The sequence below is a fragment of the Sphaerotilus natans genome, assembly GCF_900156335.1.
GTDB lineage: Bacteria > Pseudomonadota > Gammaproteobacteria > Burkholderiales > Burkholderiaceae_C > Sphaerotilus > Sphaerotilus natans.
Genome location: NZ_FTMZ01000006.1, coordinates 166,395 through 179,982, shown reverse-complemented (window position 1 = coordinate 179,982; position 13,588 = coordinate 166,395). Strand labels below are relative to the sequence as shown.

Sequence of the window (13,588 nt, the reverse complement as noted above, 5' to 3'; positions counted from 1 at the left end):
GGGACGGCCTCACAGCAGCAGGTTGCGGCCGCTGCCCTCGGGTTCGAAGGCGTGGCTCTGACCCATCAGGAAGCCGAAGCGATGCAGGGCACCGCGCGGCTTGGCGTCCACGCCGCCCAGCAGCTCGGCGCCGACGCGGCTGGTGAAGGGCACACCGCCCAGGTCGAAGTGCACATACACCTCGCTGCCCATGTGCTCGACGAAGCGCAGCACACCCTCGACCTCGACCAGGTCGGGCGTACCGGCCACGCCGGGGGCGTTCAGATCGGCCACGATGTGCTCGGGGCGAATGCCAAAGCGCAGCATGCGATCGCGCCAGACGCCCAGACGCTCGGCATGGCGGGCTGGCAGCTTCAGCGCCACGCCCCCCACGTCCACCACGGCCCCGGCGTCACCGCCGACCACGCGGGCCTCGCGGATGTTCATTTCCGGCGAACCGATGAAGCCGGCCACGAAGGCGTTGGCCGGACGGCTGTAGAGCGCCGTGGGCACATCGACCTGCTGGATGGTGCCGTCCTTGAGCACGCAGATGCGCTCGCCCATCGTCATCGCCTCGACCTGGTCGTGCGTGACATAGACGGCGGTGGAGGCGCGGCCCTGCTCGCGCAGCGTGCGGTGCAGCTCGGTCAGGCGCACCCGCATGTTGGCGCGCAGCTTGGCGTCCAGGTTGGAGAGCGGCTCGTCGAACAGGAACACGCCCGGCTTCTTGACGATGGCACGGCCCACCGCCACGCGCTGGGCCTGACCGCCCGAGAGCTGCTTGGGATAGCGCTCCAGCAGATGGTCCATCTCCAGCAGCCGGGCGGCGTCGCGCACCCGGGCGTCCACCTCGGCCTTGGGCGTGCCGGCCAGCTTCAAGCCGAAGGCCAGGTTGTCGTAGACCTTCATGTGCGGGTAGAGGGCGTAGTTCTGGAACACCATCGCGATGCCACGCTGCTTGGGCGCCAGGTTGTTCACCACCGTGCCGCCGATGCGCAGCTCGCCGCCGCTGATGGACTCCAGCCCCGCCACCATGCGCAGCAGCGTGCTCTTGGCGCAGCCCGAGGGGCCGACGAACACCATGAACTCGCCGTCGTGAATGTCCAGATCCACCCCGTGCACGGCCTTGAAACCGTTGCCGTAAACCTTCTCGATGCCTTTGAGGCTGACTTGGGCCATGACTTGTCTCCTGAGGAATGGGGGCGGGCGCTTCAGCCCTTGATGCCGCTGCTGGAGGCGCCTTCGATGAAGTGGCGCTGGGCGGCGAAGAAGACGGCGACGGAGGGCAGCAGGGCCACCACCGAGATCGCCAGCACCGAGGCCCACTCGACCTCCTCGGTGGCGCCGATGCTCATCTTCAGGGCCAGGGAGACCGGATATTTCTCCACGGTGGAGAGGTAGATCAGCGGGCCCATGAAGTCGTTCATCGTCCAGATGAACTGGAAGACGATGACGCTGATGATGGCGGGCTTCAACAGCGGCACGATGATGTGCCAGAGCAGCTGCAGCGCGTTGCAGCCGTCGATCTGCGCGGCCTCCTCCATGTCGCGCGGGATGCCGCGCAGGAACTGGACCAGCATGAAGACGAAGAAGGTGTCGGTGGCGAAAGCCGAGGGCACGATCATCGGCAGGTAGGTGTCCAGCCAGCCGAACTCCTTGAACATCAGGTACTGCGGCAGGCGCAGGATGATCAGCGGCAGCATCATCGTGGCCACCATCACCGAGAACAGGAACTTCTTGCCCCAGAACTCGAAGCGCGCGAAGGCATAGGCCACCAGCACGCACGAGATCACCGTGACGATGATGCGCGGGATGGTGATCAGGAACGAGTTCAGGAAGTAGGTGGCGAAGGTGTACTCGGTGCTGGTCTTCCAGCCCTTGAGATAGGCGGTGAAGTCCAGCTGCGAGGGGATGAAGCCGATCTCGGTGAAGATCTCGGCGTTCGTCTTGAACGAGGCGCCGATGAGCCAGATCATCGGATAGAGCATCACCACGCCCACCGCGCACAGCACGACATAGCGGGTGAGGGCGGCCAGGCGCTCGCGGCGCAGGGTGAGACGGGCCTCGCGGTCGGAGGCGACGCGGTCCGAGGCAGCCGCGGGGTTCAGGGCAGCGGAATTCATTTGTGGTCCTTTTCACCGGCGTAGAAGACCCAGTACTTCGAGGTGAAGAACGACAGCGCGCTCAAGGACCCGACGATGGCGAACAGCACCCACGACAGCGCCGCGCCGTAGCCCAGGTTGAACAGCTTGAAGCTCTGGTCGTAGATGTAGAGCGACAGCAGGTAGGTCGAGTGCAGCGGGCCGCCCTCGGTGATCATGTAAGGGCCGTTGAACTCCTGGAAGGCGTGCACCATCTGCATGATCAGGTTGAAGAAGATCACCGGCGTGATCAGCGGCACGGTGATGCGGAAGAACTGCTGCGTCTTGCTCGCACCATCGATCTCGGCGGCCTCGTAGAGCGAGATCGGCACGTTCTGCAGCGCAGCCAGGAAGATCACCATCGCCGAGCCGAACTGCCAGGTGAACAGCAGGATCACGGTCCAGATCGAGTAGTGCTCGTCGGCCAGCCAGGCGATCGGCTCGAGGCCCAGCTTGCCCAGCACGATGTTCACCAGCCCGTGCTGCGCGAACAGGAAGCGCCACAGCACCGCCGCCGCGATCGAGCCGCCCAGGATGGAGGGCAGGTAGAAGGCCGAGCGGAAGAAGTTGATGCCGCGCAGCTTGAAGTTCAGCACGTGGGCGATGAACAGCGCAAAGCCGACGCGCAGCGGCACGGCCATCGCCACGAAGAACAGCGTGACGCCCAGGGACTTGCCGAACAGCGGGTCCTTGGTGAGCATCTGCTCGTAGTTCTCGGTGCCGATCCACACCGGGGGATTCATCACGTCGTACTCGGTGAAGCTCAGCGCAAAGCTCATCACGAAGGGGAAGAGCTTGAACATCAGCACGCCGAGCACGAAGGGCAGCACGAACAGGAAGCCCAGTCGCTTGTTCTCGTACATGATCTTGTCTCCTGGCAGCCGCACGCCGGCGAGGACGGGGCTGCGCGTTTGTCGAACAGGCGTCAGCGCGCCAGCCAGCCACCGTCCACGGCCAGGGTGTAGCCGTTGACATAGTCCGCGGCGCGGGAGGCAAGAAACACCACCGGGCCGGCCAGATCGTCCGGCGTGCCCCAGCGGCCGGCCGGGATGCGCTCCAGGATGGCCTGGTTGCGGTTTTCGTCGGCCCGCAGCTGCGCGGTGTTGTTGGTGGCCATGTAGCCCGGGGCAATGGCATTGACGTTGATGCCGTGCGCAGCCCACTCGTTGGCCATCAGGCGGGTGATGCCCATCACGCCGCTCTTCGAGGCGGTGTAGGACGGCACACGCACCCCGCCCTGGAAGGACAGCATCGAGGCGATGTTGATGATCTTGCCGCCTGAGCCCTGCGCGATGAACTGGCGCGCGACGGCCTGCGCCATGAAGAACACCGTCTTCACGTTCAGGTTCATCACGTCGTCCCAGTCCTTCTCGCTGAACTTCAGCGCATCCTCGCGGCGGATGATGCCGGCGTTGTTGACCAGGATGTCGATGCGACCCAGCGCCGCGACCGCCTGGCCGAGCACATCGGGAATGACCGACAGATCGGACAGGTTGGCACGCACGTCGATGAAGCGACGGCCCGTCTCGGCGATGCGGACGATGGTGTCCCTGGGCTCGGTGATGTTGACGCCGACGATGTCGGCGCCAGCCCGGGCCAGGGCCAGGGCCATGCCCTGACCCAGGCCGGTATCGCAGCCGGTGACGAGGGCGACCTTGCCGGTGAGGTCGAAGGCGGCGGCGGAGGTGGAAGACATGGCGGAAGTCATGGCTCGAGGGACTTTCGGACAAGACCGCCCCCTCGCAGCGGCATCAGGCCACCGGCGACAGGTCGGAGGATCGGGTTCGGGGCGGCCCGTCAGGGGCCTGGGGCGCGGGAGGGACCGCGCAGGCTCAGCGCAGCTCGGTCATCTTCACGTGGTCCATGTCCGGGAACACCTGGTTCTCGCCCACCATGCCCCAGATGAAGGTGTAAGCCTGCGTGCCCACGCCGGAGTGGATCGACCAGCTCGGGCTGATCACGGCCTGCTCGTTGCGCACCACGAGGTGGCGGGTCTCCTGCGGCTGGCCCAGCATGTGGAAGACCACAGCGTCGGACTTCATGTTGAAGTAGAAGTACACCTCCATGCGCCGCTCGTGCGTGTGGCAGGGCATGGTGTTCCAGAGGCTGCCTTCTTCGAGCTTGGTCATGCCCATCAGCAGCTGGCAGGTCGGCAGCACGTTCGGGACGATGTACTTGTAGATCGTGCGGCGGTTGCTGGTCTTCGGTTCGCCCAGCGTCTCGGGCGAGGCCTGCTCCAGCGTGATCTTGCGCGTCGGGTAGCTCGTGTGGGCCGGGGCGCTGTTGAAGTAGAGCTTGGCCGGATCGGCAGCGCTCACGCTCTCGAAGGCCACGTCGCGCGCGCCGGCGCCGATGTAGAGGGCCTCCTCGCGCAGCACCTCGAAGCGCATGCCATCCACCGTCACCACCGCGTCGCCGCCGATGTTGATCAGGCCGATCTCGCGGCGGGCCAGGAAGAACTCGGTGCCGGTGTGCTTGCCGAGCTCGGGCGAGAACACCACGGGCGCCTCGGCGGGCTGGATGCCGCCCACGATGATGCGGTCGATGTGGCTGTAGGTCAGCGTCATGCCGCCGGGCTGGAACACCGTGTCCAGCAGGAACTGCTGGCGCAGGCCGGTGGTGTCCAGGGTCTTGGCGTGGTCGCTGTGGATGGGCTGGCGGATGTCCAAGATCGTTTCCTTGTCGAGATGCCCCGTGCGCGGGGTGAAGTGGTCGTCAGTCGATGACTCGGTGTTTTCCAGAAACAGCGCTCTTTTATTAATGAACTGCTGTTTCATTTTTTTCCATGTCCTTTATAATGCCACCCATGCAAGCAAATTGCAATTTTTTTGGAACGTCGTTTTGAAAACGAAGCTGATCAAGCTGACACCATGAACCCTCCTGACACCCCGTCCATCGACCCTGCACCTGCGTTCTTCCTGGATGGAGACCACCCCTGGGAACAGGTGGCGCCTGGCATCGAACGCAAGATCCTGGGACACACACCCGAACTGCTGGGCGCTGTGGTGCGCTTCGAGCAGGGCGCCGGTGTCGGCACGGCCCACGCGCACGAGCTGCACGATCAGGTGGTGTACGTCCTGACCGGTTCGTTCGACGTGCTGGTGGGGCAGACACGCCGCGTCCTGCGCGCCGGGGATGCTTTTGTCGCCCCCAAGACCGTCTGGCATGAGGCCATCGCCCTGGAGCCCGCCAGCCAGCTCATCGACATGTTTTCACCGCGGCGGGACGACTTCTTCGCCTGACGCGGGTTTCCCGCTTCCGCTCGCTCCATCCCGCCTGCTGCGGGTGTGAGTGTCCGGCATCCCTGCTGGGTGCCGGCGCGGAGGCCTGGTCTGTGGTCTGACGCCACGGCGCATCCCCCTCGCCCCCGATGGACTGTCCCATGAGGCCCTCCGGCTTCAGGACGACCTTCGCCCGGGCTTCGCCCTGGATCGCTGCCGGCGCTTGACTGCGTGCGTGCCCTGCAGCGCATCCGCCGTCGATTCATTCATCGATTGATTCTGGAGACAGACCATGACCCTCTTCGTTCGCCCCACGGCCCGCCTGACCCTGCTCGCTCTGCCGCTGGCACTGACCGCCGCCCTGCCTGCCTTGGCTCAATCCGCCAACAGCGGCAGCAATGTCACCGTTTATGGCCGTGTTGATCTGGGCGCAGGCCGCTACGCCCAGGACATCAAGAGCAGCGAAGACACCAAGGCCATGGTGCAGGACAGCTCCACCGCCCGTCTGGGATTCCGGGGCACGGAAGATCTGGGCGGCGGTCTGAGCGCCTTCTTCAACCTGGAACACCGCTTCAAGGCCGATACCGGCGTGCAGGACGGCGTGATGTGGAAGGACAAGGCCTTCGTCGGCATCGGGCACAAGCAGTTCGGCTCGATCACGCTGGGCCGCATCAGCTCGCCTGGCGACAACAACGGCATCGCCGGCCGCTACGAAGCCTTTGGGGGGGACAGCCTGGCCTCCAACGGCAGCCGTGGCGCGAAGCTGGTCGCCAAGTGGGACAACACTGTGTACTACCAGGCACCGCGCTGGAGCGGGTTCTCGTTCGGCGCTGCGGTGTCCGAAGCCTCGGCGACCCAGCGCAAGCGGGTGTCCGGCATTCAGGCCGACTACATTCAGGGCCCCGTTCTGGCTTCGGTCACCTACCAGACCGACGCCAGTGCCACCGACGACTGGAAGACCCTGGCACTGGCCGGCACGTATGACTTCAAGGTGGTCAAGCTGATGGGCATCTGGGCGAAGTCCAGCGACCTGAACGTGGCCAACAACGGCGAGCAGACCGTTCTCACGCTGGGAGCGCAGATTCCGGCCGGGCCAGGCCAAGTGCGCGTGTCGTGGCAGAAGCGCGATGACAACGCGGCGCTGGGCAGTGCAGCCGAACGCCGACTGGGTCTGGGCTACCACTACCCGCTGAGCAAGCAGGTGTCGCTGAACCTGTCACTGGCGCACCATGGCTATCGCAAGGGCACCGTGGACAACGGGGTGATGCAGTACGAGACCGCCGTGCGCTACAACTTCTGATCCACACGGCCGGTGTGTTTCACACCGATGGCCGGCCGCACAGGTCGGCCATCGCCGCATGGGGAATCAGGGCGCCGCGGTGCTGGATGACACGGGCGGCCAGCGCGTTGCCCGCCGCAGCCGCTTCGGCCGGCGCCAGCCCCTGGAGCCGGGCGGCCAGATAACCCGCACCGAAGGAATCGCCTGCGGCCGTCGTGTCCACAACCCTCTCCACCGGCACGGTCGGCACCTCGGTCCAGCCCTGGCGATTCATGCGCACGCAGCTCGGCTGCGCCCCGCGCTTGACCACCACCTCCTCGACCGGCAGGGCATGGGCGAAGTCCAGGCCTTGCGCCTCGCCGCTCAGTCCGCGCAGCAGCATCTCGTCGTCCAGCGTCAGCAAGGCCAGCGTGCTCGTGCGGTAGGCGCGGTCGTACCAGGCTTGCGCAATCGAGCGGTCCGGCCACAGGCGGGCCCGATAGTTGTTGTCGAAGACAACCCGTGCGCCGCGTGCGCGCAGCCGCTCGGCCAGCGCGATCAGCCGGTCGCGGCCGTCGCCGTCGAGGATCGCCAAGCTGATGCCGCTGAAGTAGAGCAGGTCGATCGTGTCGGCCGCCGCCTCCAGCGGAGTGAGCGCCTCGTCGAAGTAGGCCCGCGCGGCACTCTGGTCGCGCCAGTAGAGAAAGGTGCGTTCGCCCTGCGGGTCGACCTGGATCTGGTAGAGGCCCGGCAGCCGCCGGGGATGCCGGTGCACCAGCGTGCAGCCAATGCCCTCCTGCGCCCAGCGCCGCAGCAGCTCCGTGCTCAGCGGGTCTTCGCCGACCGCGGTGGCGTAATCCACCGCCAGTCCGGTGCTGGCGCTGCAGCGCGCCAGGTAGGCCGCCGTGTTCAGCGTGTCGCCGCCGAACGACTGCTGCATCGCGCCGAAGGCCTGGCCCTGCAGTTCCAGCATGCATTCGCCGAACAGCACCGCACGGAAGGCTTGGGATTGCGGGGAAATCATGTTTATTCCAAATTCAATGAAACATGATTTCATTTTAAAGAGCGAGTGCAGCAGCAGCAAGCGGCTTCACGACGAAAATGCCCCGGCGCAGGGCCAGGGCACAGGACCGGCAGCAGGCGCCGAGGGAAATGCGTCAGGCTCTGCTCAACGCACCGCACCCGTGGTGTTGACGTACAGCGCGTACAGCGAATGGCTCGCGGCCATGAACAGCCGGTTGCCCTTGGCACCGCCGAAGCACAGGTTGGCGCAGCGCTCGGGCAGGTGGATGTGGCCGATCGGGCGACCTGTCGGGTCGTAGACGCGCACGCCGTCCAGAGCGGCGGCCTCGGTGCCGGGTGCGCCGCTGGTCCCGAAGCCGCACCAGAGATTGCCGGCCACGTCGACAGCCATGCCGTCCAGCGCTCCCGGCCCGTCGGCATCGACGTGCAGTCGCTTGTTCGACAGCGTGCCGTCGGCGGCGTGGTCCCAGGCCCAGATCAGACGGTGCGGCGCGGCGCGGCTTTCGATCACGTAAAGCACCGACTCGTCCGGCGAGAACGCCAGCCCGTTCGGCCCCGCAAGATCGTCGAGCACACAGTCGATGCGCCCGCTCGCCGCGTCGATCCGGTAGACCGCGTGCGGTCGCTCCGGCGTGCCGGGCTCGCCTTCCCAGTGGCCGTGCAGCCCGAAATCCGGGTCGGTGAACCAGACCGCGCCGTCGCGGCGGCACAGCGTGATGTCGTTGGGCGAGTTCAGCCGGGCGCCCTCGAAGTGATCCGCCAGCACGGTGAGGCGGCCGTCATGCTCGGTGCGCGTGACGCGACGGCTCAGGTGCTCGCAGGTGAGCAGCCGCCCCTGCGCGTCGCGCGCGTGGCCGTTGGCGTTGTTCGCAGGCTGGCGAAACACGCTCACCGCGCCGGAGCAGTCGTCCCAGCGCAGCACCCGGTCGTTCGGAATGTCCGACAGCAGCAGAAAGCGCCCGTCGCCGAACCACACCGGTCCTTCGGCCCAGCGCAGCCCGGTGGCCAGCCGCTCGACACTGGCGCTGTAGAGACGCAGCTTCAGGAAATCCGGGTGCAGGATCTCGATGGCGGGATCGGGATAGCGCAGCGACAGCGGCTCCGTCATGTCACTCGCCCCGGAAGAAGGGACCGTCCTGGACGAACTTGCCGCCCTGGTGAACGACGGCCGGATCGTCGCGGTCCAGCACCGGCTGGGCGGCTTCGAGCTGATGCCGGAACACCTCGGAGCGATCCTGCGGACGGTAGCCGAGATGACGGGCCGAGGTGTTGTCCCACCAGCTCGTGGCGTTGTCGCTCATGCCGTAGACGACGGTGTGGCGCACGACCGGCGCGGTCAGCCCCGTGACGATCAGCCGTTCGGTGTCGTCCAGGCTCAGCCAGGTGGCCAGCATGCGCCGCGTGGTCGGTGCCGGCAGCGAGGAGCCGATGCGGATGCTGACGGTCTCGATGCCGTGACGGTCCCAGTAGAGCTGGGCCAGGTTCTCGCCGAAGGCCTTGGACAGGCCGTAGAAGCCGTCCGGGCGCACCGGGTCGCGCGGGCTGATGACCTCGTCCTGGCGATAGAAGCCGGTGACATGGTTGGAGCTGGCGAAGACGATGCGCCGGACGCCATGGCGGCGCGCGGCTTCATAGAGGTTGACCATGCCGACGATGTTGCCGTCGAGAATGGCCTCCCAGGTCTGCTCGGTCGAGACGCCGCCGAGATGCACGACCGCATCGACGCCCTCGAGCAACGCAAGCACCGCAGCGCGGTCGGCCAGGTCGGCGACGATCGTCTCCTCGCCCTCGGTGGCCGGAGCCATCGGCTCGCGGTCGCTCAGGCGCAGCTGGTCGCAGTAGGCCTTCAGGCGAGGGCGCATCTCGCGGCCGAGATAGCCGGCCGCACCGGTCAGCAGGATCCGGCCGAAGCGGATCGGGGAAACAGGACAACTCAGCATCGGGGGAATTCCTGGGACGCGATCACTTGAAGAGGCCGGGCAGCCACAGCGAGAAGGCCGGCACATAGGTCACCAGCAGCAGACACACCGCCAGCGCGCCGTAGAACGGCCCGATGGTGCGCATCACCTGCCCGACCGAGATGCCGCCGATGGCGCAGCCGACGAACTGCACCGAGCCCACCGGCGGGGTGTTGAGGCCGAGCGCGCAGTTGATGAGCATGATGATCCCGAACTGCACCGGGTCCATGCCGAACTGCATCGCGATGGGCAGGAAGATCGGCGTGCAGATCAGGATGGTCGCGGCCATGTCCAGGAAGGTGCCCAGCACGAACAGCAGCAGGTTGATCATCAGGAAGATCACCCACGGCTCGGTCGAGATCGACTGCATCAGCTCGCCCGTCTTCTGCGGCACCTCGTAGAGGGCCATGAAGTAGCCGAAGGCCGCCGAGATGCCGATCAGCAGCAGCACCACGCCAGTGGTCTTGCACGCCTTGGCGCAGGCCTTGAGGAAGTTGTCCCAGGTGAGCGATTTGTAGACCAGCGTCGTGATCAGCAGGGCCCAGGCCACCGCGATCGAGGCCGACTCGGTCGCGGTGAACGCGCCCGACAGGATGCCACCGAGAATGATCACCACCACCAGCAGCCCCGGCAGCGAGGCCAGGAAGGCCGCCAGCACCGCCGCCCAACCGCCGAAGCCGCCCGGCCGCACCGGATAGCCGCGCTTGACCGCCACCCAGTAGGCTGCTGCCAGATTGCACAGCGTCAGCAGGATGGCGGGCACCAGCCCGGCCAGCATCAGGCTCAGCACGCTGACCGAGGCGATGCCCGACGTCGCCAGCGTGAAGATGATGAGGTTGTGCGAGGTCGGCATGATGGCGCCGACCAGCGCCGCGTGGGTGGTGACGTTGACCGCATAGTCGGCGTCGTAGCCGTCCTTCTTCATCAGCGGGATCATCACCGAGCCGATCGCGGACACGTCCGCCAGCGGCGAGCCGGCCACGCCGCCGAAGATGGTGCAGCCCAGCACGTTGCTCATGCCCAGGCCGCCCTTCACATGGCCAACCAGGCTGTTGGCGAAGCGCACGATGCGCTCGGCGATGCCGCCGTAGAGCATCAGCTCGCCCGCGAAGACGAAGAAGGGAATGGCCAGGAAGCTGAAGACCTGCATGCCGCCGACCATCTTCTGGAAGACGACGGCGATCGGCAGGCCCGCCGCCAGGATCGTCGCCACCGACGACAGGCCGATGGCGAAGGCCACCGGCACGCCCAGCAGCAGCAGCACGGTGAAGCTCACCGCGAGAATGGTCAGTTCCATGCGGGCACCACGTCCTCTCCGCGCAGCAGCGCGATGATGTGCTCGATCGAGAACAGCACGATCAGCACGCCGGCGATGACCAGTGGCAGATAGTCGATGCCGTCAGGCACCGGCAGCATCGGCTTCTTCTCGCCCCACTTGGCCGCCATCCAGCGCCACCCGCCGTGCACCATCAGCGCACCGAACAGACCGACGAGCGCGTGGATGAGCAGCTCGATGCGATGACGCCAGACCTGCGGCAGCAGCGCCACCATCGATTCGAGCCCGATGTGGCCGGCATCGCGCACGCCCACCGCCAGCCCGAACGCGGTGACGAACAGCACCAGCAGCATCGACAGCGCCTCGGCCCAGGTCGGGGTGTCGTTGAAGACGTAGCGACCGATCACCTGGTACTGCACGCACAGCACCACGGCGATCAGGCCGGCGACCGCCAGCATCAGGCTGAGCCGGGACAGCCCGGCGCAGAACTTGGTGTACATGGTCCTGCGCCTCGCCTTACTTGCTGTCCTGGATGGCCTTGACCAGGCGCTTGAGGTCGGGCGTGGTCATGAACTTGTCGTAGACCGGGCCCATCACCGCCTGGAAGGACTTCTTGTCGACCTCGATGATCTCGGCGCCGCCGGCCTTGACCGCAGCCAGCGACTTCGCCTCCTGCTCGTCCCACTTGCGGCGCTGGAAGGCGACCGACTCCTTGGCTGCGGCACGCACCAGGTCCTGATCGGCCTTGGGCAGCTTGTCCCAGACGATCTTCGACATCAGCAGCATCTCGGGCGCCATCGAGTGCTCGGTCTTCGAGTAGTACTTGGCCGATTCGTAGTGCTTGACGCTGTCGTACGAAGGAACGTTGTTCTCGGCCGCGTCGATCAGGCCGGTCTTCAGGCCGGTGTAGACCTCGCCGAAGGGCATCGGCGTGGCGTTGCCCCCCATCGCGCCGACCAGCGCCACCCACAGGTCCGACTGCTGCACGCGCACCTTCATGCCCTTGACGTCGGCGACCGTGCGGATCGGCTTCTTGGCGTAGAGCGAGCGCGCACCCGAGTCGTAGAAGGCCAGACCGACGAAGCCCTGCTCCTCGCAGGACTTCAGGATCTCCTCGCCGACCACGCCGTCGAGCGTGCGACGCATCTGTTCGATCGAGCTGAACAGGAAGGGCATGGTGGGTACCAGGGTCTTCTGACAGATGCCGTTCATCGGACTGATGTTGACGCGGGCCATTTCCAGCGCACCGATCTTGAGCTGGTCGATCGTCTCCTTCTCGGTGCCCAGCGCCCCCTTGTTGAAGACCTTGATCTTGTGCTTGCCGCCGCTCTTCTGCTCGAGCAGCTGGCCCATGTGCCTGACGGCCGCCACGGTCGGATAGTCGTCGGAGTTGTGGATGTCGGCCGAGCGGAAGTCGACCGCCTGGGCCAGCGGGGTCAGTGCGGCCAGCGCGGCGGCAGCAAGAACGGCATTCAGTCTGGACATGCTTGTCTCCTCAGGTCAGTGTCGCAATGGTCGGATGTCGTACCAGTGATTAAACGTTTAACCTTCCATGAGGGTCAAGCAAATCGTTGCAAGGGTATTCACTAGGAACGTATCCTGTCATGTGCGGGGAATAAACGTTTTACCTGGACGATAGAATCTGCGTCATGACAGTGAATTCCAGAACGCCCATCGCCGCGCCCGAGGGGGCCGGACGCCGCCGTGCCTCGACGATCCGCGATGTCGCCCAGGCGGCCGGCGTGTCGACCGCGACGGTGTCGAAGTTCCTCAACGGCGGCCAGCGCTTCACCCGTGAAGTGGAGGAGCGGGTGGCGCAGGCGGTGCGTGATCTGGGCTACAGCTCCAACCCGATGGCGCGCGGCATGATCACCGGCCGCACCGGCAACGTCGGCATCGTGGTGCTGGATGTGCGCAACCCGCACTTCACCAGCCTGATCCGCGGCGCCTCGCGCCCGGCGGCCGAGGCGGAGCTGAACCTGCTGTTCGCCGACATCGCCGAGGGTCTGGCGCCGGAGCTGCCGACGCTGCAGGCGCTGAGCCGGCGGGTCGACGGCCTGATCGTCAGCGCGCGGCTGTCGGACGAGGCGCGGGCCTGGCTGGGTGCCTCGGACATGCCGGTGGTCTACTACGGCGGGCCGCCGGCGCAGCAGGACTGCAGCAGCGTCGGCATCGACAACCGCGCCGCCGCCGCGATGCTCGGTCGCCACCTGCGCGAGCTCGGCCATCGGCGCCTGCGCTATGTGGGATTCTCCGGCGCCCGCTGGAGCCAGGAGCGCTGGCTCGGGCTGCAGCAGGCCTTCGAGGGCAGCGGGGCCGAGCTGCACCGCCATGATGTGAACGAGGCCAGCGCCGACGAGGGCGAGCGCATCGCCTCCGAAGTGCTGCTGAGCGCGGACGCACCCGACGCGGTGGTGGCCTACAACGACCTGATCGCGCTGGGCCTGCTCGGCCAGGCGCAGGCACTGGGCCTGGCCGTGCCCCACGACGTCTCGATCGCTGGCTTCGACAACATCGTCTACGGCCGCTACACCAGCCCGGCGCTGACCACCGTCGACAGCGGCAGCGAGCAGACCGGCGAGCGCGCGATGCGCCGGCTGATCGCGCGCATCGGCGGCGATCCGGCCGCCAGAAGCGGCCATGAGCTGATCGCCGCGCGGGTGATCGTGCGCGGCTCGACGCTCGGCCGCCCGGCTGTCAGCCGAGGCGAGGGCCGCACGCGGTAAAGTCGA

At 66.6% G+C, this 13,588-nt stretch carries 14 protein-coding genes; 3 read left to right on the top strand and 11 right to left on the bottom strand.

Annotation, left to right across the window (positions count from 1 at the left end; translation table 11 throughout):
• Positions 1-9 precede the first annotated feature (9 nt).
• The 5 genes from BW996_RS08015 to kduI all read right to left on the bottom strand — a co-directional run bounded on the left by BW996_RS08015 (position 10) and on the right by kduI (position 4,789).
• The gene (locus BW996_RS08015) at positions 10-1,158 is read right to left on the bottom strand and encodes an ABC transporter ATP-binding protein (RefSeq protein WP_037484681.1); all 1,149 of its coding nucleotides are present in this window, start codon (positions 1,156-1,158) and stop codon (positions 10-12) included.
• A gap of 32 nt (positions 1,159-1,190) precedes the next feature.
• Positions 1,191-2,102, bottom strand: coding sequence for a carbohydrate ABC transporter permease (locus BW996_RS08010; RefSeq protein ID WP_051632202.1), 912 nt, complete (start codon positions 2,100-2,102; stop codon positions 1,191-1,193).
• Entirely contained in the window at positions 2,099-2,983 is an 885-nt protein-coding gene (locus BW996_RS08005) for a carbohydrate ABC transporter permease (protein WP_037484679.1), read from the bottom strand. The genes BW996_RS08010 and BW996_RS08005 overlap by 4 nt, the downstream gene beginning before the upstream one ends.
• Before the next feature lie 62 nt (positions 2,984-3,045).
• On the bottom strand, positions 3,046-3,816 hold the full coding sequence (kduD, locus tag BW996_RS08000) for a 2-dehydro-3-deoxy-D-gluconate 5-dehydrogenase KduD (protein WP_037484677.1): 771 nt from the start codon (positions 3,814-3,816) through the stop codon (positions 3,046-3,048).
• Positions 3,817-3,952: 136 nt separating this feature from the next.
• Positions 3,953-4,789 (bottom strand): 5-dehydro-4-deoxy-D-glucuronate isomerase, encoded by an 837-nt coding sequence (gene kduI / locus BW996_RS07995; protein ID WP_037484675.1) that lies wholly within the window; start codon positions 4,787-4,789, stop codon positions 3,953-3,955.
• Positions 4,790-4,990: 201 nt separating this feature from the next.
• Here kduI and BW996_RS07990 point away from each other — a divergent pair, with 201 nt between their 5' ends.
• Positions 4,991-5,362 (top strand): cupin domain-containing protein, encoded by a 372-nt coding sequence (locus tag BW996_RS07990; RefSeq protein WP_051632201.1) that lies wholly within the window; start codon positions 4,991-4,993, stop codon positions 5,360-5,362.
• 271 nt (positions 5,363-5,633) lie between these two features.
• Positions 5,634-6,641 carry a porin gene (locus BW996_RS07985; protein WP_037484673.1) on the top strand — a complete coding sequence of 336 codons (1,008 nt, stop codon included), beginning with the start codon at positions 5,634-5,636 and terminating at the stop codon, positions 6,639-6,641.
• A 19-nt stretch (positions 6,642-6,660) separates the two neighbouring features.
• On the opposite strand, the gene BW996_RS07980 is transcribed toward BW996_RS07985, so the two are convergent.
• The 6 genes from BW996_RS07980 to BW996_RS07955 all read right to left on the bottom strand — a co-directional run bounded on the left by BW996_RS07980 (position 6,661) and on the right by BW996_RS07955 (position 12,341).
• Positions 6,661-7,623, bottom strand: a complete 963-nt coding sequence (locus tag BW996_RS07980) for a sugar kinase (protein ID WP_051632200.1) — start codon at positions 7,621-7,623, stop codon at positions 6,661-6,663.
• Positions 7,624-7,767: 144 nt separating this feature from the next.
• The gene (locus BW996_RS07975) at positions 7,768-8,730 is read right to left on the bottom strand and encodes an SMP-30/gluconolactonase/LRE family protein (protein WP_037484671.1); all 963 of its coding nucleotides are present in this window, start codon (positions 8,728-8,730) and stop codon (positions 7,768-7,770) included.
• A gap of 1 nt (position 8,731) precedes the next feature.
• Complete coding sequence (locus tag BW996_RS07970; protein ID WP_175619099.1) at positions 8,732-9,562, bottom strand: NAD-dependent epimerase/dehydratase family protein; 831 nt, start codon at positions 9,560-9,562, stop codon at positions 8,732-8,734.
• A 22-nt stretch (positions 9,563-9,584) separates the two neighbouring features.
• Positions 9,585-10,877, bottom strand: a complete 1,293-nt coding sequence (locus tag BW996_RS07965; RefSeq protein WP_037484669.1) for a TRAP transporter large permease — start codon at positions 10,875-10,877, stop codon at positions 9,585-9,587.
• Positions 10,868-11,356, bottom strand: coding sequence for a TRAP transporter small permease (locus tag BW996_RS07960; protein WP_037484667.1), 489 nt, complete (start codon positions 11,354-11,356; stop codon positions 10,868-10,870). Before BW996_RS07960 ends, BW996_RS07965 begins: the two co-directional genes overlap by 10 nt.
• A 16-nt stretch (positions 11,357-11,372) precedes the next feature.
• Positions 11,373-12,341: a TRAP transporter substrate-binding protein gene (locus BW996_RS07955; protein WP_037484665.1), complete on the bottom strand. Its 969-nt coding sequence runs from the start codon at positions 12,339-12,341 to the stop codon at positions 11,373-11,375.
• A gap of 164 nt (positions 12,342-12,505) precedes the next feature.
• Between BW996_RS07955 and BW996_RS07950 the strand changes: the two genes are divergently transcribed.
• The gene (locus BW996_RS07950) at positions 12,506-13,582 is read left to right on the top strand and encodes a LacI family DNA-binding transcriptional regulator (RefSeq protein WP_051632199.1); all 1,077 of its coding nucleotides are present in this window, start codon (positions 12,506-12,508) and stop codon (positions 13,580-13,582) included.
• The last annotated feature ends 6 nt before the right edge of the window (positions 13,583-13,588 follow it).